At 66.8% G+C, this 18,524-nt stretch carries 15 protein-coding genes; 9 read left to right on the top strand and 6 right to left on the bottom strand.

Annotation, left to right across the window (positions count from 1 at the left end; all coding sequences use genetic code 11):
- The first annotated feature begins 471 nt into the window (after positions 1–471).
- Positions 472–1,332, top strand: a complete 861-nt coding sequence (locus RIF23_RS19535) for an AMP-binding protein (protein WP_310914077.1) — start codon at positions 472–474, stop codon at positions 1,330–1,332.
- Positions 1,333–1,449: 117 nt separating this feature from the next.
- Here RIF23_RS19535 and RIF23_RS19540 read toward each other — a convergent pair whose 3' ends face one another.
- Positions 1,450–2,004: an ATP-binding protein gene (locus tag RIF23_RS19540; protein WP_310914078.1), complete on the bottom strand. Its 555-nt coding sequence runs from the start codon at positions 2,002–2,004 to the stop codon at positions 1,450–1,452.
- A 301-nt stretch (positions 2,005–2,305) separates the two neighbouring features.
- Here RIF23_RS19540 and RIF23_RS19545 point away from each other — a divergent pair, with 301 nt between their 5' ends.
- Positions 2,306–3,259, top strand: coding sequence for an ATP-binding protein (locus RIF23_RS19545; protein WP_310914079.1), 954 nt, complete (start codon positions 2,306–2,308; stop codon positions 3,257–3,259).
- Between the two features lie 213 nt (positions 3,260–3,472).
- Here RIF23_RS19545 and RIF23_RS19550 read toward each other — a convergent pair whose 3' ends face one another.
- The 4 genes from RIF23_RS19550 to dxr all read right to left on the bottom strand — a co-directional run bounded on the left by RIF23_RS19550 (position 3,473) and on the right by dxr (position 8,379).
- Positions 3,473–4,318: a GNAT family N-acetyltransferase gene (locus tag RIF23_RS19550; RefSeq protein ID WP_310914080.1), complete on the bottom strand. Its 846-nt coding sequence runs from the start codon at positions 4,316–4,318 to the stop codon at positions 3,473–3,475.
- Positions 4,319–4,379: 61 nt separating this feature from the next.
- Positions 4,380–5,537: a flavodoxin-dependent (E)-4-hydroxy-3-methylbut-2-enyl-diphosphate synthase gene (gene ispG / locus RIF23_RS19555; protein ID WP_310914081.1), complete on the bottom strand. Its 1,158-nt coding sequence runs from the start codon at positions 5,535–5,537 to the stop codon at positions 4,380–4,382.
- A gap of 214 nt (positions 5,538–5,751) precedes the next feature.
- Positions 5,752–7,110: a M50 family metallopeptidase gene (locus RIF23_RS19560; RefSeq protein ID WP_310914082.1), complete on the bottom strand. Its 1,359-nt coding sequence runs from the start codon at positions 7,108–7,110 to the stop codon at positions 5,752–5,754.
- 12 nt (positions 7,111–7,122) lie between these two features.
- Complete coding sequence (dxr, locus tag RIF23_RS19565) at positions 7,123–8,379, bottom strand: 1-deoxy-D-xylulose-5-phosphate reductoisomerase (protein ID WP_407659513.1); 1,257 nt, start codon at positions 8,377–8,379, stop codon at positions 7,123–7,125.
- A 326-nt stretch (positions 8,380–8,705) separates the two neighbouring features.
- Between dxr and RIF23_RS19570 the strand changes: the two genes are divergently transcribed.
- The 3 genes from RIF23_RS19570 (at position 8,706) to RIF23_RS19580 (ending at position 12,599) form a co-directional block, all read left to right on the top strand.
- The gene (locus RIF23_RS19570) at positions 8,706–10,304 is read left to right on the top strand and encodes a S15 peptidase family protein (protein WP_310914092.1); all 1,599 of its coding nucleotides are present in this window, start codon (positions 8,706–8,708) and stop codon (positions 10,302–10,304) included.
- A 110-nt stretch (positions 10,305–10,414) separates the two neighbouring features.
- Positions 10,415–11,413 (top strand): trypsin-like serine peptidase, encoded by a 999-nt coding sequence (locus RIF23_RS19575; protein ID WP_310914083.1) that lies wholly within the window; start codon positions 10,415–10,417, stop codon positions 11,411–11,413.
- Between the two features lie 301 nt (positions 11,414–11,714).
- On the top strand, positions 11,715–12,599 hold the full coding sequence (locus RIF23_RS19580; RefSeq protein WP_310914084.1) for a hypothetical protein: 885 nt from the start codon (positions 11,715–11,717) through the stop codon (positions 12,597–12,599).
- An 818-nt stretch (positions 12,600–13,417) separates the two neighbouring features.
- Here RIF23_RS19580 and RIF23_RS19585 read toward each other — a convergent pair.
- Positions 13,418–14,587 carry an acyl-CoA dehydrogenase family protein gene (locus tag RIF23_RS19585; protein ID WP_310914085.1) on the bottom strand — a complete coding sequence of 390 codons (1,170 nt, stop codon included), beginning with the start codon at positions 14,585–14,587 and terminating at the stop codon, positions 13,418–13,420.
- Between the two features lie 151 nt (positions 14,588–14,738).
- Between RIF23_RS19585 and RIF23_RS19590 the strand changes: the two genes are divergently transcribed.
- The 4 genes from RIF23_RS19590 (at position 14,739) to RIF23_RS19605 (ending at position 18,518) form a co-directional block, all read left to right on the top strand.
- The gene (locus RIF23_RS19590) at positions 14,739–15,386 is read left to right on the top strand and encodes a TetR/AcrR family transcriptional regulator (RefSeq protein ID WP_310914086.1); all 648 of its coding nucleotides are present in this window, start codon (positions 14,739–14,741) and stop codon (positions 15,384–15,386) included.
- Positions 15,387–15,804: 418 nt separating this feature from the next.
- Positions 15,805–16,326 carry an RDD family protein gene (locus RIF23_RS19595; RefSeq protein WP_310914087.1) on the top strand — a complete coding sequence of 174 codons (522 nt, stop codon included), beginning with the start codon at positions 15,805–15,807 and terminating at the stop codon, positions 16,324–16,326.
- Between the two features lie 235 nt (positions 16,327–16,561).
- Positions 16,562–17,479 carry a bile acid:sodium symporter family protein gene (locus RIF23_RS19600; RefSeq protein WP_310914088.1) on the top strand — a complete coding sequence of 306 codons (918 nt, stop codon included), beginning with the start codon at positions 16,562–16,564 and terminating at the stop codon, positions 17,477–17,479.
- A gap of 499 nt (positions 17,480–17,978) precedes the next feature.
- Positions 17,979–18,518, top strand: coding sequence for an RICIN domain-containing protein (locus RIF23_RS19605; protein WP_310914089.1), 540 nt, complete (start codon positions 17,979–17,981; stop codon positions 18,516–18,518).
- Positions 18,519–18,524 lie beyond the last annotated feature (6 nt).

An 18,524-nucleotide genomic window follows, 5' to 3' on the forward strand; every position in this document is an offset into this window, starting at 1 on the left:
CGCAGACATTCCACACAAGCTGGGTGATGGCGTCCCCGTCCTGGCTCATCCCCTCGGGAGTGACCGGACCCCGGGCGGACCTACACGGTCCTGTCGTCCCGGCCCCGAACAAGCTACACATCCCAGACCGAAATTACATACGGCTCTGCACAGGACAGTGGATGTCCGAACCGGCCGGCGAGAACTACGGTCAGTTGTGTTGCTGGCACGAGGTCCGCCCACCCGGCGCCGCAACCGGTGTAGCGAGGATCGCGAATACCACCGTGGTTCATCTCGACCTGCCGCAGGGATTACGGGGGCCGTGCGGGAGGAGGACGCCGGCGCCGCAGGAGAGGCGGAGCCCAGACCCAGCCACCGTCGCCCGCCGTGGTGACGGTCAGACCCCGGGCTCGCTACGCGGAGGGGGCGTGGTGAGCCCGGGCCCACATCTACATACCTGCCTACACACTCCTGTGGATGCGGAGGCCAGCTGTGAACCCTAGCGTCGTTCCCATGGACCAGTGCCCCTCTGCCACCCCCAGCGCGGGCCCGCACAGTTCGATGCTCGGGGGACTGCTCGACCAGCTGCACTCCCTGCGGGACCGGCCGACGGTCGTCGATCCCTACACCGGGTGGATCACCGCCACACAGCTCGCAGGCTGGATTCGGGACGGTGCCCGGGGGCTGGTCAGTCGGGGCTTGCTTCCCGAGGACACGGTCGGGGTCCTGGCCCCGCCGGGGAGCGAACGCCTGGTGGGCAAGCTAGCGATCCTCACGGCCGGGGGCATCGCACTGCCCATGGAACTTCGCACGGATCCGGAGCTTCTGGTGCGGGCGCTACTGGAAACCGACACGCGCATGATGCTCGCCGGAACGGGGACCGGAGGTTCGGCCCTGGCGCTGGCGGAGCGCTCGCGGGTTCGCCAGGTGATCGCTTTCGAGAGCGACGTTCCCGGAACCACCGCCCTCAGTGACGTACTTCTCTGCGCACCGCATCCCGGAGAGTACGATCCGGACCATGTCCTGTTCGACAACGGTATTCGAATCCACCCCACAGTGGTGTCCAGCAGCCCAAGCTCAGAAGCGATGCCACCGCGCACCTCCTCCTGGCTGTACCGGAATCCGGAGCTGACCGAGCTGGTCAACCATATCGACCGTACGCTCCGAATCACCGGAGAAGACGTGGTGGCCGTGAGCACGGCGGTGCCGGAACCGGAACGCACCGCACTGTCCGTGCTGGCACTCCGACGTGGAGCGCGCGTGCTGCTCGCTTCGACCACGAGCGGGGACGACCTGGAGAAGTTTCAACACCGGGATCGAGCGACCGTGCGTGACCTGGCCCGAGTTTCCTGACGAGGGGAGGTACGGACCGGTTTCGCGGTTCGGCGCCAGTGTGGCCGATCCGTGACATGGAACCCTGGGTCCCTCCACCGGCGAACGGTTGACCGGGGTACCGGACGTGGTGGAGCGTCAGGGCCGGACACCCTGCCGCTGCACAACCCCGTCCTCCCCATCATCGGGGGTCTGGGGCACCAAATCGATCTCGAACCACGCGACGTGACTGGCCTCGGTGTGATATTCGCCGCTGCGCGAGGTGCAGCTGTCCACAATGAGCTGTCCCCGACCGAAGGTGTCCTCCCCCGCACGCAGAGGGTGTGGTTCCGCAACCGAGCGGTGGCCCTGGTCGGCGACGGCAACGCGCAGCCGTTGGGCGTCCAGACGCAGGAAGAGGGTCATCACACCGCCGATCTCGCCGGAGCGGGAGTGCAGAAGCGCGTTGGTGGCGAGTTCGCTCGTGGCCAGTTCGGTGTCGTCGAGCACGGTTCTCGGGATCGGGGGCCGCCCACTGGAGGCCCCACGGGCTTCGGTGAGGAACTCCCGCACCCGCGAACGGATCGAGCGAACAGCGGTCATACTTCCCGCGCAGCTCCACACCGTGTGATCCGAGATCGTGTCGCCGAACTCCCCCTCGTCCAGAGCGGGAGCATCCGCCGTGGTCCACCCGAGCGGCCCGGTCTCACACATCAGATCTCCCATCAGCAGGCCCTCCCGGCTGGTGCGTGCCCGAGCCACGACCAGCCACGCGCATCGTTACCACCCCAACACACCGCCAAATCCAGGATCCGGGTGGCCCCCCGGTACGCGCGCGCGTGGCACGGCAGCACCTGGGCAAAGAATCCGAAAAGCCCAGGCACAGGATGGGTGTTGCGTCCCCAGGGATGGTGGTTCGCGTCTCCCCGCCGGATTATGCAATGATAATCATTTCCGATATCATGCTCGGTGAGTTTCCATCCAGGCACCAAACGTAATCAATGAAGGAGGCCTGATGAAGGTCGCGTTCGTCGGCAAGGGAGGCAGTGGCAAGACCACCCTGTCCGCGCTGTACTGTCGGTACCTCGCCAGCCTCGACCTGCCGGTTGTCGCGATTGACGCCGACATCAACCAACACCTCGGTGCCGCCCTCGGCGCCGACGAGGATCAGCTCGACGCCACTCCGGCCATGGGATCCCACATCACGGAGCTCAAGGAGCTGTTGCGGGGAGACAATCCCCGAATCGCCTCGGCGGAGGAGATGGTGAAAACCACCCCGCCCGGGGCGGGCTCCACCCTGGTGCCCTTCCCGGGCGACAATCCCGTTCACAACCGCTTCGGGTATGACGTGGACGGAATCACCCTGATGCGCACCGGACCGTTCAGCGAGGACGATCTTGGAGTGGCCTGCTACCACTCCAAGGTGGGGGCGGTGGAGCTCTACCTCAACCACCTGGTGGACTCCGCCGACGGACACGTCGTGGTTGACATGACCGCGGGCGCCGACGCGTTCGCCTCCGGCCTGTTTACCCGCTTCGACGTCACCTTCCTGGTCGCCGAGCCCACGCTACGCGGGGTCAGTGTCTTCGAACAGTACGCCGAGTACGCCCGCGACCATGAGGTCACCATCCATGTGGTCGGTAACAAGGTACACACAGCCGAGGACATGGAGTTCCTGCGCGAACACGTCGGCGATGCGCTGGCCGTGTGTGTGGGCCCGTCCGACTACGTTCGCGCCCTGGAGAAGGGGCGCCGCCCGGCTTTCGAGACACTCGAAGACGAGAATCTCAAGGCCCTGGCCTGGATGCGGGACGTCGTCGACGCAACCCCCCAGGACTGGCCGCGGTTCACACGCCAAGCGGTCGAGTTCCATCTGCGCAACGCCAGGAAGTGGGCCAACGCGGCGACCGGAACAGACCTCACCCAACAGGTGGACCCCACATTCGTTATGGGGCCCGAGAGCCGGTGACCCTACGTCGAGCAGACTCCTCCATATCGTTCGTCGAGGTCAGCCAGAAACGGCATGGAGGCGCTATACCGACACCGGTATCCCGCCGGTCTCGCCTCGACCACGCGAGCATCGAGGCGAGACCGGTTGTCGGTTCTCGCGTAGCGTCGTCGGTGTGCGGGACCGTCCACGAAACCGCCTAAGGCAACACCGCCGGGGACACGGGCTCCCAACCTAGAACAGCACCGTCATGACCGAGCCCACCTCCCGAAAACCGACGTGGCGATACACCGCCCGGGCTCGGGAGTTGAAATCGTTCACGTAGAGGGTCACCCGGGGGGCGTACTCGGCGAGTGCGATCCGCACCACCTGCGCCATCCCGGGAGCGGCATGGTTACGCCCCCGGAACTCCGGGTGGACCCACACGCCCTGGATCTGGCAGGCGTGCGGAGTTACCGCCCCAATCTCGGCCTTGAACACCACCTGACCGTCCTCGATCCGGGCCAGGCTCCGGCCAGAACGGATCAGTTCCTCGATCCGGGCTCGGTAGAGGGCTGCCGTGCCGCCCACATCCGGGCGCACCCCCACCTCCTCGGTGAACATCGCCACACACGCCGGATAGAGCACGTCGAACTCCTCGGCGCGCACCCGCCGCACCATGGGGTCGGGTTCCACCGCCGGGGCTGGTGCATCCAGCTCCAGCACCGGCTGCCGAGGCCGAACCTCACGTGCCGGTCCCCAGGCCGGCGCCAAACGCCGCCACAGCTCGGTAACCGTGTCCACCGGGCCCACGATCGAGGAACAGCGACGTCCACGGCTGCGGGCATGGGCCGCGAAGACACGCACAGCCTCGGGTCCGGCGTTCACCGGGACCAGGTTTGCTCCCGAGTAGCACAGTGCACTGAGCGCACCACCGTCATCCACGGCCCACAGTTCCGCCTGAAGTCGCTGCGGGTCCACTCCGGCAGCACGCACCCGGGAGCTCACGAATACGTTGCCGACCGGGTCCCGGTCCAACAACCGCTGCACCTCGGGATAGTCGCCGGGCCGGACGACCCGCACGGGTGAGACACCGAGCATGCCTCATCACCCCCACCTCACCTGGGCTGGTCACCTGCCAGCCTAGGTGAGGACGTGACCGTCACTCTGCTACGGACACGCTGGGGTGGCCGGATTCCATGCCTGCGTCGGTCATGTCTTCGGCCAGGCGGGTGGCTTCTTCGATGAGGGTCTCCACGATTTTTGATTCGGGCACGGTCTTGATGACCTCGCCCTTGACGAAGATCTGTCCCTTACCGTTGCCTGAGGCCACTCCGAGGTCGGCGTCGCGGGCCTCGCCGGGGCCGTTGACCACGCAGCCCATCACGGCGACCCGTAGTGGCACGTCCATACCCTCGAGCCCGGCGGTGACCTCGTCGGCCAGCTGATAGACGTCCACCTGCGCCCGCCCACAGCTGGGGCAGGACACGATCTCCAGGCCGCGCTCGCGCAGCCCGAGCGACTCCAGGATCTGGATTCCGACCTTGACCTCGTCGGCCGGGGGCGCGGACAGCGAGACCCGGATCGTATCCCCGATCCCTTCGGACAGCAGCGCCCCGAACGCCGCGGCCGACTTGATGGTGCCCTGGAACGCGGGACCGGCCTCGGTGACGCCCAGGTGCAGCGGATAGTCGCACCGCTGGGCCAACAGCCGGTAGGCCTGCACCATCACCACCGGATCGTGGTGCTTCACCGAGATCTTGATGTCGCGGAAACCGTGCTCCTCGAACAGCGAGCACTCCCACAGCGCCGACTCACACAAGGCCTCCGGGGTGGCCTTGCCGTGCTTGGCCAACAGCCGCTGGTCCAATGAGCCCGCGTTGACCCCGATCCGGATCGGGACCCCGGCATCGCCAGCGGCCCGGGCGATCGCGCCCACCTGGTCATCGAACTTCTTGATATTGCCCGGATTGACCCGCACCGCCGCGCAGCCGGCCTCGATCGCGGCGAACACATACTTCGGCTGGAAATGAATATCGGCGATCACCGGGATCTGGGACTTGCGCGCGATGATCGGCAACGCCTCGGCATCATCGGTCGTGGGCACCGCCACCCGCACGATCTGGCACCCCGACGCGGTCAACTCCGCGATCTGCTGCAAGGTCGCGTTGATGTCGGAGGTCACCGTGGTCGTCATCGACTGCACCGACACCGGCGCATCCCCACCCACCGCAACATTCCCGACCTGCAACTGCCGAGTCGGCCGCCGATCAGCGATCGGGCGCGGCCGCGCCGCAGGCATACCAAGATCGACACTCACGCCATCTCACCTCGCTGGCCGGTGGGCAGCTGCCCACCGGCGGAGTCCCCTCGTGGTCACAGATCAGCCCGCCGCTGGGGGCGGTTTCGACGCCAAGGCTACCGGCCGAATCATCCGGCTGGGACGCATCCGCCAAGCTGGTCACCAGGTATTGCCCCGCAGTACACCCCGGCGGAACGCGAGCCGGCGCGCCCGGGAGTCAGTCGTGGGGGAGTCACTGCACCAGCCGCACCGGGTTGACGATGTCCGCGATCAACAGCAGCACACTGAGTCCCACGAACGCCAGGATCACGACATAGGCCACAGGCATCAGCTTCGCCGTGTCAAAGGGGCCGGGGTCGGGGCGTCGGAACAACCGAGCGAGGTGCCTGCGGACGGACTCCCACAGCGCACCGAAGATATGCCCGCCGTCCAGCGGCAGCAGTGGCAGCATGTTCAGCGCGAACAGGAACAGGTTCACGGTTGCCAGCATCATCAGCATGACCGCGCCCCGATCCACGATCGGCATGTCGAGGGTAAGGATCTCACCGCCGATCCGAGACGCTCCCACCACGCCGACCGGCGAGTCCGGCTGGCGCTCGGCGCCGGCGAATGTCGCGTTCCACAGATCCGGAATTTTCGTGGGCAGCAGGATCAGGTGCTCCCCGACCTGATAGGCGGTGTCCGCCATATGGGCGGCCGTCTCCCCGGCACTGAGCGGGCTACGCTCGTAGGCTGGCTGGATCCCGATGAAACCGGCTTCCTCGGTTTCCACGAGCACCCGGTCCTCAGCATCGGTCACCGGTTCACCGTCGGCGTCGGTGCGCTGGACCGGCGTCCCGTCCTCATCGAGGACAGCAACCTCGTTGCGGGTGATCTCGATGTCCAGTGTGTGGGTCGCACCGTCGCGTACAACCTCGATCGTGCCCGGTCCCGCGGCGTCGCGAATGGTCTCCTGGAGGCTGCGCCAGTCCGGGGTGGGGGTTCCGTTCACAGCCACGATCTCGTCACCGGGATACATTCCGGCCTCGGCGGCCGGTGTCGGGGCCGCGTCCTCGGGACACTCCTCCTGGCTCTCGTCAACGGCGACGACGCACTCGTTGACCACACCGACCGTGGTGGTCTCCTGTTGCAGGCCGATCCCCATCAGCACCGAGGCAAACAGAACCAGGGCCAGAATCAGGTTCATCACCGGCCCGCCGACCATGACCAGGATGCGTTTCCAGGGTTTGCGCTGGTAGAACATCCGGTCTTCGTCCCCGGGTTCGACCTCCACCAGGTGGGCCTCGCGGGCATCCTCGATCATCGCCCGCCACCGCGACATCCGCGTCCCGGAGCTGCTCTCGTCCCGCCTGGCCGGAGGGATCATGCCAACCATGCGCACGTAGCCGGCGATGGGAACGGCCTTGATGCCGTACTCGGTCTCTCCCCACGTCCGGGACCACAGGGTTGTGCCAACCCCGACCATGTACTGCGTACAGCGGATATTGAAGAGTTTCGCGAACGCCAGATGCCCCAGCTCGTGCCAGGCGATCGAGAAGAGCAGCCCGAGAACGAACAGCACGATCCCGATCGTGGTCAACACTGCGAGCATCGACACCTCTCCTCAGCCGGCCCGGGTGATCAGCTCCCGCGCGCGCGCCCGAGCCCACGCATCGGCCGCGTACACAGCCGGCAGCCCGGTGTCCTGCGCGGCGCCGCTGTGTTCCGAGACTACCTGGGCTACCGTGTCCACGATCGCCGGAAATGCCAGGCGGTGTTCGAGGAACGCGGCAACGGCTTCCTCATTGGCCGCGTTGTACACGGCGGGAGCCGTTCCCCCTGTCGCTCCCACCGTGGCCGCGAGCTCGACCGCTGGAAACGCCCGCGGGTCGAGCGGTTCGAAGGTCCAGGTGTGGGCGGAGGTCCAGTCCACCGGCGTACTCGCACCAGGCACCCGATGGGGCCAGCCGATTCCGTTGGCGATGGGGAGCCGCATGTCGGGAGGGCTGGCCTGGGCCAGCGTGGTGCCGTCGACCAGCTCGACCATGGAGTGGATCACGGACTGGGGATGCACCACCACCCGGATCTGCTCGAACGGCACATCAAACAGGAGGTGAGCCTCGATGACCTCGAGCCCCTTGTTGACCAAGGTGGCGGAATTCACCGTGATCATCGGCCCCATGCTCCAGGTTGGGTGGGCAAGGGCCTGCTCTGGGGTGACGCCGGCCAGGTCACCGCGCGACCAACCACGGAACGGTCCCCCACTCGCGGTGATGACGAGCCGGCTCAGTTCCGCGGTCTGAGCACCGACGATGCCCTGGGCGAGGCTGCGGAGGCCGGAAAACTCGACCCGTGGAAAGCACTGGGCCAGGGCGAAGTGTTCCGAGTCCACGGGCACGATCTGGCCGGGCTCGGCGGCAGCCCGCACGAGCGGTCCCCCGATGATCAGAGATTCCTTGTTGGCCAGGGCCAGCAGGCGTCCCGCGTTCACGGCGGCAAGGGTGGACTCCAGCCCCAGGGCTCCGGTGATGGCATTGAGCACCACGGAACAGGGCCATGTGGCTACCTCGGCCACTCCGGAGCTACCAAGGAGGAGTTTGGCAGTGCTGCCACGGTCACTCAGACAGGCGCGGGTCGCCTCGGCAGCCGCGGTATCGGCGACGGCCACCGCCTCCACCCCCAAAGCGACGGCCTGATCGGCCAGCAGGTCCGGGCGGCTCCCCCCGGCCGCAAGGGCCACAACCCGGAATCGGTCCGGGTTGCGCCGCACAATATCCACGGCCTGGGTCCCGACCGATCCCGTGGAGCCCAGGATCACGATGTCCCGACGTTGGTGGCTGGACGTGGCAGCCAGGCGTTCCGCGATTCGCACGTCTCCCATTGTGACGTACCCGCGGGCGTATCGAACGGCCCGACGGTGCACCCGGCCTCGGCTGGCATGGTGCGGCCCCCGATCACACCGTGCCCGCCGGTGGTCGGGCTCCGGGGGTAGGAACACGATCTTGACGCTGATATCTACCAGCGAGTAAGTTACTCATAATTAACAATATGGCTCAGGTCACACACTGACCGCTGGCGACCATCCAGACCGAGCCGAACACCAGAGTCGACCGCTGGTCCGACCCCACGTGTCGGACACCGAGGCAACCGCGGCCGGTGATGCCACGGATTGCCGTGCCCCATCCCCCAAGCGCACCCGAGGTCCCCATGCAACGCATCTGGTTGAGGGTCTGCACCGTACTCACCGCTCTTGGCACCGCCGTCGCCCTTGCCCCAGCCGCCCCCGCGGCGGCCGGGGTAGACAAGTCATACGAGACCATCCCCGGTCACGAGGACACCGACCTCTCGGCCTACGTGATCACTCCCGATACAGACGGCCCCCACCCGCTTCTCGTCTTCCCCGCCCCCTGGGGCATGCATGGCAGCATCTATGTCGGGGCCGCCCAACGCCTGGCCGAGGAGTCCGGCTATCAGGTCGTCAGCTACACCGCCCGCGGCTTCTGGGACTCGGACGGTGGCATCGAAGTCGCCGGCCCGGAGGACATCGCCGATGCCCAGGCCGTTATCGACTGGGCCCTGGACAACACCGACGCTGACCCCAGCGCCATCGGCATGGGCGGCATCTCCTACGGCGCCGGAATCAGCCTGCTCACCGCCGCCAATGACGACCGTGTCGGGGCAGTGGGTGCGATGAGCGGCTGGTCCGATCTCGAGGAGTCGCTGTACCCGAACGAGACCATCAACGTACAGGCCGCCGAAGCCCTCCTCCTGGCGGGGGACCTGCTCGGCGACTACGGTGAAACGCTGGACCATGTGGCCAGCGAGTACCGACAGGGAAACATCCAGCCGGCGCTGGACATGGCCCCCGAACGCAGTGCTGTCACCCACCTGGATGAGCTCAACGCCAACCAACCAGCGGTCATGATCGCCCATCCGTGGAATGACGGCATCTTCCCGCCCCGCCAGATCACCGAGTTCTACTCCGAACTGGAGCTGCCCAAGAGGCTGATGCTGACCCCCGGTGACCACGCCACCCCCGAGGCGTTCGGAGCCGCCGGCCTGCCCAACACGGTCTGGGAAGATCTGGGTCGTTGGTTCGATCACCATCTCACCGGAGCGGACAACGGGATCGACGCCGAGGACCCGGTGCATATCCAGGAGAACAGCAAGAACGGAGCATGGTCGAGCCATCCGGACTGGGAGTCGGTGACCGAAACCACCGAGACGCACTACCTCTCCGAGCCGCGCCGGTCCCTGCGACAGTGGCAGGCTACCGGTGGAATGGAGCCGGAACCGGACACCGGCTGGGACTACCGAATCCGCGCCGGCCTGGGGACCACCGCCCACAGCGGAACCCTGCTGGTCAGCGGTGCGCTACTCCAGTTCCTCGACCTGCCCACCGGGGTCTCCCTCCCGCTGGTCAACCGGTACCGCGCGGGGGTCTGGACCGGACCGGAGTACCCGGACGGCGCCACCGTCAGTGGAACTCCACGGGCACAGATCACCGTCACCCCGACCGCAGCCGAACAGTCCCTGTACTTCTACCTGTTCTCCACGAACCGGCACGGGACCGGGGCGCTAGTCTCCCACCAGCCCTACACTCTGCGGGATGTCACCCCCGACGAACCCACCACAGTCGACGTGGACCTACAGCCCGTCGTGCGCGACATCCCCGCGGGGCACCACCTGACGTTGATCGTGGACACCGGGGATCCTCGGTACACGGACGAGAGTGAATTCGGCGAACGTGTGGAATTCGGTTCCCCCGAGGAGGAACCGGCCCACCTGAATGTTCCCCTCGGATAATCCGCGCGGGCCGGCCCGAATCGGGCCGGCCCGTTTCCCTACCCGGAAAACGCGCTACACAAACGCGAAGTAACTGACCAGCTACACGTTGTGTGGCATGATAACGGTCCATGACCGTGCTTCGCTTCAGTGGACTCCTACGCCCGATCGCCGGGCTCGCCCTTGTTCCGGTGCTCCTTCTCGGCCCCAGCACCGCCGCTCAGGCCACGCTCGCCGAGGACGACGATCCCGAGGTCGTGCACCACAGTGTCACCGTCACCGACGATGCTGACGCAGCACCAGACCAGCGGGCCGTCCTCGACTATTGGACCCCGGAACGCATGGCAACCGCGACCCCGGTGGCGGCACTCCTCGACGATGTCTCCGGGCGCCTTCCCCTCACTCCTGGCCCCCGGTCCCACACATCCGCCCCGCACCCGGCCACCAGCGGCAGCGCGGAGCGCTGGACCGGCGGTGGCCGGGTCGCCGAGACGACCGGCAAGGTATTCATGACCATGCACGGCCGGGATCTCAGCTGCTCCGCCTCGGTGGTCAGCGCCGAGAACGCGGCCACGGTGATCAGCGCCGGGCACTGCCTCAAGGACGGCACCGGTGACTGGGCCGAACGTTGGGTCTTCGTGCCCGGATACGCGGAGGGCGAGCGTCCACACGGCACCTTCGTCGCCCGAGACCTCTATGTCACCGGGCGCTGGGCCAACGACGCCGACGACAGCGCCGACGTCGGTATGGCCGTGCTGCACCCCAACGACGAGGACGTGGCCGTGGCCGATGCGGTAGGTGCGCAGAACATCACCTTCTCCAGTCCCGAGGTGCGACATGTCCATGCCTTCGGCTTTCCCGCAGACGGACGCTTCGACGGTGAGCACCTGTACTTCTGTTCCGGACAGACCACCCCGGACACTCGCAGTACGTCAGCATCGGGGATGGCCTGTCAGATGACCCGGGGGTCCAGCGGCGGCCCGTGGCTGACCGATTTTGATCCCGAAACCGGCCGCGGCTCCATCAGCTCGGTTATCAGCTTCAAGTACGCCGACGATCCCAACACCCAGTACGGGCCACCCCTCGGTACGGATGTGCGTCGCATGCACGCCCAAGCCGAACTGCGCTGATCCGCTCCGCGGGCTGGGCGGCCGTCCACGCCCAGCCCGCCAGAGCTGAGTCACCTGGTCTTCTCGGGTCCGCTCAGGCACCTGTCGCATCGGACACGGTCTGCCTGGAACGCAGTACCGGACCTACCCGCCTGCGCCCCCGGAATCCAGCGATCTGGGAACCCGTAGCCGGACACCGGATCCGTGCCCGGCCGGCCTACGGTCGACCAATCCGGGGCACGCGCGGGTGGGGATGGCCGGAACCGGTCATCCCCACCCGCGCGTGCCCCGGTCACCGCGGAATTCGCTACTGTGATCATCGATGACCTCCCCTAGCTCACCGCCGAATCAGGCAGATCGACGCATTGTCGGCGTGGTCGTCGGGCTACTCGCCGTCGCGCTGATCGTGGTCATTATCGTGATCGGTGTCCTGGTGGCACGCCAGGTCAGTGAGAGTATCGGCGCCGGCGCCGCAGTGACCACGGAGGCCACCCCCGAGTCCTCCCCCGACGCAACGGTGGACGCGGACACACCCGAGGAGACGGAGACCGCGGACACCGGGGATCCCACCCCCGAGACGGACACACCGAGCGACCCGGATGCCCTCACGGACGCCGAGGTGGAGGGGTGGCAGGGCGTGCTGGTACGCAGTCGTCCGTTCGTCTACGACGTTCCCGCTGACTGGATCGTCCGCAGCCCGGGAATGATTTCCGGGTTCGAGGAGGAGGACCCCGACGCGCCGTTCGGCTACAGTCCGACCGTCGGGATGAGTGGCGTGGCGGTGTACGCCGCGCGGGCCGGGGACTGCGAGTACGTGGCCGATCCGGCCGTGGCCGGAACCTCCAGCTCGGAGGGGCTGGGTGACACGGCGGAGCGTGCGGAGGCGATGGCCACCGACTGGGCGGAGGCCGCCTACGGAAACGACGCTGGAGACCCGGAGCTGACCGTGGGGGCCGCGGAACCGTTCACAGAGAACGGTCTGGACGGGCACCGTGTCACGGTTGAGGTCGCTCCGGCCACGGAGGACTGTTACCCGGAACAGGCCCAGGTGCAGGTTGTTTCGGTGGCCGACCCCGACCGGAACATGGTCGACCACTTTATCCTTTACGCCGACGTCACCGGGGACGAGGCAGCACCCCAGGACGACCTCGACGTCATCGTTTCGAGTCTGCGCCCCCAGGAGGACTGGGAGGATCCCAACGGCTAAGTGTGTTCGTGGAGTGTCCGCGGGGGCGAGGCCCGAGGGACTCCCTCGGTGTCACCATCCCCGAGGCCGCCCCCATGCTCGCGGGCCGTCGTGCGGGGGAGCACCCCGGAAACGACACACCATCGGTGACCCACTGTGGCGCGACGCCGCCGGCAGCCGACACGGCGCGTGCGGATTGACGATAACCGCAACCACAACCCCCGCGCCTCCCCGGAGACGGTGGAGCCGGGATGGTCCGCATACCGCCGAGGACATATCCGCGGCGAAACACCGTGGCCTCCCCCACGCCCCAGGCCAGTAGGCGCAGGGGGGCACGGGTGGTGGTTCACCCGCAGGCGTCGTGGTGGCCCTGGTGCCGGGTGCCTGCCGTCGGTGGGTCAGGCCAGGGCTTGGTGTCGGGAGCTCCGGCCTCCGGGGGATGGTGGTGGCGGTGGTTGGTTGCCTGTGCGCGCCGTGTCGGCCGCCGGCGGCGTCGCGCCCTGGGGGGCGCTCCCCCGCACGACGGCCAGCGAGCATGGGGGCGGTGATCGCGGGCACCTCCCGCCGCCCGGGGAGAGCGCACGTACCAGCACAGCGGCCAGCGGGGCCGGGGACGGGTGGACATCGCCAGGCCAGGCCCGACCGCGCTCCCAACTCCAAACAGCAGGCCGGGGACCGGGATCCGGAACCGTTCCGGGTACAGACCGCCGGATCCGACACCCGATCCAACACCCGATCGGCTGGTTTGCTTGACCGGGCACGCTGTCCCGGGGCCGACACAGAACCGGACTTCTCAGGACACGGCTCGGTCGGCCCCCGGTGCTGGAGCACCTCGGTGGTCACACCCGCCCGACGGTCACATGGCCCTTGATCAGATCGCGGGCGATGGTGCGCCGCTGGATTTCATCGGTGCCCTCGTAGATGCGCAGCAGCCGCAACTCGCGGTACCAGCGCTCCAGGGGCAGTTCCCTGGTGTAGCCCATACCCCCGTGGATCTGGAGCATCCGATCCACGATCTCGTTGGCCTTGATCCCGCCGTAAAGCTTGGCGATCGACTGTCCGTGCCGAGCGTCCTTACCGGAGGCAACCTGCCAGGCCGCCCGCAACACCAGCAGCCGCAGAGCCTCGATTTCGACCTGCGAGTCGGCGAGCATCCACTGGATGGCCTGACGGTCGGCCAGGGGTGCGCCGAAAGTCTCCCGGGTGCGGGCGTGTTCCAGACCGAGTTCCAGAAGGCGCTCACAGGCTCCCAGAGCCCGGGCCGGAAGAAGGTACCGACCGGAGTTGATCCACTGCATCGCCAGTGCGAAACCCTGGCCGATCTCACCGAGCACGTTCTCCTCGGGCACGCGCACGTCTTCGAAGACCAGCGACGCCGGCCCCCACTCGCCCATGGTGTGAATGTATTCGGAACGCCACCCCATATCCCGGTCCACCAGGAAACAGGTTACTCCGCCGTTCGCCCCGAGCTCTGGGTCCGTGACGGCGAACACCATGCAGAAATCCGCCTCGTTACCCCTGGTGATGAACGTCTTCTCCCCGTTGATCACCCAGTCGTTGCCGTCCCGGTGTGCCCGGGTCCGAATCGCCTTCGCGTCCGATCCGGCCCCGGGCTCGCTGATCGCGAAACAGCTGATGCGCTCACCCTCGATGGTGGGCAGGAGGTAACGCTCCCGCTGATCCGCATTGGCGTAGAACAGGATGTTGTCGGCGGAACCTCCGAAGTAGAAGGGAACGAAGGACCTGCCAAGCTCGGCTTCGATCACGGCCGCGCTGACGGCGTCGAGCCCCATCCCGCCATACTCGACCGGGGTCTGCACCCCCCAGAACCCGGACTTGCGGGCCAGATCCCGCAGCCGCGACTGCTCGTCTGCGGTGAGTCCGGCACCCTCGCCGGTGCGCTCCCGGCGCAGCACCTCGTTCTCCAGGGGCTTGATCTCACGCTCGACGAAGGTGCGAACCCAGTCCCTGATCTGCTCCTGCTCCTCGGACAGTGCGAAGTCGACCACCGCGACGTTCTCCCCTCGTGCAACACTTACCTAACACCGTTTGGTTATGGGCAGACTAGAGGGAATACCGCAGCGCTGACAACCACACGGATAGCTTGCGGTAGGAGTGTGAGGTACTGGGCACCCTCCCGAACCGACCGAAGGGACCACTGTGGCGCGGCCGAAGACCCCCCTGCTGAGCACCGAACTGATTCGCGACGCAGCCCTGCGTCTCATCGACCGGGATGGGCTGGCAGGTCTGTCGATGCGCAAACTCGCCCAGGAACTCAACGTGCAGGCAGCCTCGCTGTACAGTCACTACGCCACCAAGGACGAACTGCTCGCCGATATCGCGGCCCAGATCACCCACGACGTGGACACGACCGGATTCGCCGACGGCAACTGGCGCAGCGGTCTGGAGATATGGGCGCGGTCCTACCGCGCCGCGCTGGCCCGCCACCCGAACATGGTTCCCTTCATCGCATCCGGTCCGGGCCGGCGGGACGCGGCACTACGCCGAGCCAACGCCATCCACGGAGGTCTCGTCGCGGCTGGCTGGCCCCCCAGGGAGGCCACGCTGATCGGCGCGTCCACCACCTATCTCGTGGTGGGCGCCGCCATGAACTCGTTCGCTCGCGGATTCGACGACGACGCCCGGGTGTATCGCGATCGATACCCCAATCTGTCCCAGGCACACCGGCTGGCCGAACACGCCGACGAGGTGGATCACGAAAGCTTCGAGCTGGCCCTGAAATCCTTCCTGGACGGGCTGGACTACCGATTCGCCGCGATCACCGGAGACAGCTCCGACCCCCGGTGACCTTGAGAGGCACGGACCACCGGGGGTCAAGCGCCCGTCATCAGAACGTCCGGACACGGTGCCCTGAGGTGCACGTTGCTAGGCTCGTTCGCGACCGTCCGTCGCGTGCGACGGACGAGCCCCCAACGATGATGTAGAGAAACTTCCGATGAGTGACCCGCACCCCCACCACGATCCGTCATCAGATGACGATCCCCACAACGATTCCCCGGCCAGAGGCCAGCCCCCGCAACCAGCACCGGGTCAGGGCGAATGGCCCAGCACACCCACCAACCACCCTCCGCAAGTCCCCCCGCCGTCGGGCGACACCCCGCCCCCACCCCAGCACGGGTATCCCCAGCCGCCCGGATCTCCACCACCTCCCGGGGCACAGCACGGCCCACCTCCGGGAATGCCTCCGTACGGCGCCCCGCGGGAGGTGCCACACGTCCACGGCAAGCCGCTGGCCGAGTGGGGGGAACGCCTTCTGGCCCGGATCATTGACTGCCTTGCGGTGGCCGTCCCCGTGTACCTCGTCATCGTCCTCCTGTTCAGCGTGATCCAACTGGTCACGGTCGGTACCGGAACACTCCAGCCCTGGACCCTGTTCGACCTCCTGGCCGGGCTCAGTGTGGTCGCGGGGCTGGTGGTCTACGAGTTCCTCATGCTGACCAGAGCCAACGGTCGCACCCTGGGCAAGATGGCCCTCGGACTGCGGGTCGTCCCCCAGGAACATCCACCCCAGCAGGACGGAAACCTGCCCCCCAACACCGCTCTGGCCCGCGGAGCGGTCTGGTGGGGGCCGGGCCTCATCGACTTCATCCTGCCGATCCCGATGATCGGCTTGCTCCTCGCCATCGCCTTCGTCCTGGTGAACGGCCTGTGGCCACTCTGGGACCAGCCCTGGCGGCACTCGCTCAACGACAAGTTCACCGGGACCGTGGTGGTCAAGGACCGCTGAGGATCTCCGTGCCCCTTCGGCCCGGCCCCGTGCGATGACACCACCTCTGGAGACCGCCGGGCCGAAGGTCGGCCGATCCGGAGAGTCCACGGAGAATTCTCCTCTTGTCCTGGACCGGGGTGTGTGCCTATATTCCGGTGTGACTTGGGTAACTCACCAGTAACCCCTGGCGGGCTGCCCGCCCCCACACCGCGACGCGGTGCCTCCGTCTCCCCCAGACCGAAGGGCGGCCCGCATGGACTCGACCCTGGCGACCGTAACCCTGCCCGCCGCTCTCGCCGTAGTCATGCTGGGGCTTGGCCTGGACCTGAGACCAGCTGACTTCACGCGACTTGTCCACCATCCGCGGGCGGCGGTGCTGTGCATGGGCTTCCAGTTGGTGCTGATGCCACTGGCATGCTTCGGCCTGGTGCACCTGTTCGGGCTGCCCCCGGCACTGGCCGTGGGGATGATGCTGCTGGCGGCCTCCCCGGGGGGAACCACCTCCGGGCTCTACACGCACCTGTTCCACGGCAACGTGGCACTGAGCATCACACTGACCGCCGTCAACTCGGTGATCGCGGTGGTGACCATGCCGCTGGTGGTGAACCTGTCCCTCGTCTACTTCGCAGGCGACGACGGCACCCTGGGTCTCCAGTTCGACAAGGTCGTCCAGGTATTCGCGATCGTGCTGGTCCCGGTAGCCGTCGGTATGGTGATTCGGCACCTGCGTCCCCGTTATGCCACACGTATGGACCTGCCGGTCCGGATCGCTTCCGTGCTGGTCCTGGCCGGGGTCATCGCGGTGGCGTTGATCGCCGAACGGGAGAACCTCCCCGGGTACATCACGGCGGTCGGGGCCGTCGTACTCACGTTCAACGTACTCAACCTGGCCGTGGGTTATGTCGTCCCCCGGGTTTCTGGGGTCCGCCGTACCGATGCGATCACGTGCTCCTTCGAAATCGGGCTGCACAACAGCACCCTGGCGATGGCGATCGCGCTGAGCCCGGCCCTGCTGGACAGCACGGAAATGGCGGTTCCCGCCGCCGTCTACGGCGTGGTGATGTTCGGCACCGCGACCGCCGCCGGCTTCCTGATGCGTGGGGGCCGCGGGGCGGGCGAGACACCGATGGAACGGGACACCCCGCAGGAGCAGCGGCGCACGCCCTCGTGATCTAAGTGGCCACCCCAGCGGACCGTTCCGTTCACTCTCCCGCGCCGCACCACGGACGAGCGCAGCACCGCATCCGCGCACCAGCACAAACCGGAACATTACCCGGAAACGCAAATCTATGACGCCAATACCTCTTTTCGTACATCAACGAAACACAGCATATTTCCACATCGAAATGGTAGACCCTTTCTCGACATCCAACCAAAAACACAACCGCCTGAATTATGGCACCGAACACACATTTCACTCGGACACGCGAGCAGTCATCTTGACGCCACCCCCAACCCCGGCTATCCAGCCAGGACACCCAGGAACGCCCCTCGTGTCCATCTTTTCGGACGCCCCACCCACCCCCACGCCACAAAAGAATTAAAAGAAACCCTGGGCTCGCACACATTATTGTGTAAAAATACTGGGCGGCGGCACCCCGGATCCCCAACACATTTCACCAGGGAGCCGCACAGCCCCTTACTCCGAGCACACAAGGGACGCCATATAAATGAAGCGCATAGTCGCGTATGCATCAGCAACAACCCTGGCTCTTGCCGCGGGAATGGCTCTCCTCGCCCCACTTCCGGCGGCGGCACACTCCCCAGCCATTGCCCAGGGGATCGACTACCAAATCCAATTCGAACCCAACGACGCCCGGATGGTCCCCTACGGGGGTGCCGCCACACGAACCGACGTCCGTGTATGGCCCGTCGACTACCGGGGAATGGACTGGGAACTCACCCAGACCGGCTTCCAGGGCAACCTTCCCACCTACGAAATCCGAAACCTACACAGTAACCTCTGCCTCGAGCCCAAAGACGGCCTGACCCGGGCCGATCAGCGCGTGGAACAGCGGCAGTGCACCGGACGGGACCGCCAGGAGTGGCTCCTGCCGTATATGGGCGACAACGGCCACCACATAGTTCCGGTGCGGAACACCCACCTGGGAACGACTCTGGAAAACCCAGCGTGGACCGGATCGTTCCTCAAGCTCGACTACCGCAGTTCCGCCGACCCCGACTTCCGGTGGAACTTCCAGCCGCTGTAGTTACAG

Origin of the sequence: Lipingzhangella rawalii, assembly GCF_031628175.1 — a bacterium.
GTDB lineage: Bacteria > Actinomycetota > Actinomycetes > Streptosporangiales > Streptosporangiaceae > Lipingzhangella_A > Lipingzhangella_A rawalii.

Bases quoted from the DNA above. Each gene is read 5' to 3' on its own strand.
- RIF23_RS19540 (WP_310914078.1), bottom strand. From the start codon at position 2,004: ATGTGTGAGACCGGGCCGCTCGGGTGGACCACGGCGGATGCTCCCGCT.
- RIF23_RS19545 (WP_310914079.1), top strand. From the start codon at position 2,306: ATGAAGGTCGCGTTCGTCGGCAAGGGAGGCAGTGGCAAGACCACCCTG.
- RIF23_RS19550 (WP_310914080.1), bottom strand. From the start codon at position 4,318: ATGCTCGGTGTCTCACCCGTGCGGGTCGTCCGGCCCGGCGACTATCCC.
- RIF23_RS19560 (WP_310914082.1), bottom strand. From the start codon at position 7,110: ATGCTCGCAGTGTTGACCACGATCGGGATCGTGCTGTTCGTTCTCGGG.
- dxr (WP_407659513.1), bottom strand. From the start codon at position 8,379: ATGGGAGACGTGCGAATCGCGGAACGCCTGGCTGCCACGTCCAGCCAC.
- RIF23_RS19570 (WP_310914092.1), top strand. From the start codon at position 8,706: ATGCAACGCATCTGGTTGAGGGTCTGCACCGTACTCACCGCTCTTGGC.
- RIF23_RS19575 (WP_310914083.1), top strand. From the start codon at position 10,415: ATGACCGTGCTTCGCTTCAGTGGACTCCTACGCCCGATCGCCGGGCTC.
- RIF23_RS19580 (WP_310914084.1), top strand. From the start codon at position 11,715: ATGACCTCCCCTAGCTCACCGCCGAATCAGGCAGATCGACGCATTGTC.
- RIF23_RS19600 (WP_310914088.1), top strand. From the start codon at position 16,562: ATGGACTCGACCCTGGCGACCGTAACCCTGCCCGCCGCTCTCGCCGTA.
- RIF23_RS19605 (WP_310914089.1), top strand. From the start codon at position 17,979: ATGAAGCGCATAGTCGCGTATGCATCAGCAACAACCCTGGCTCTTGCC.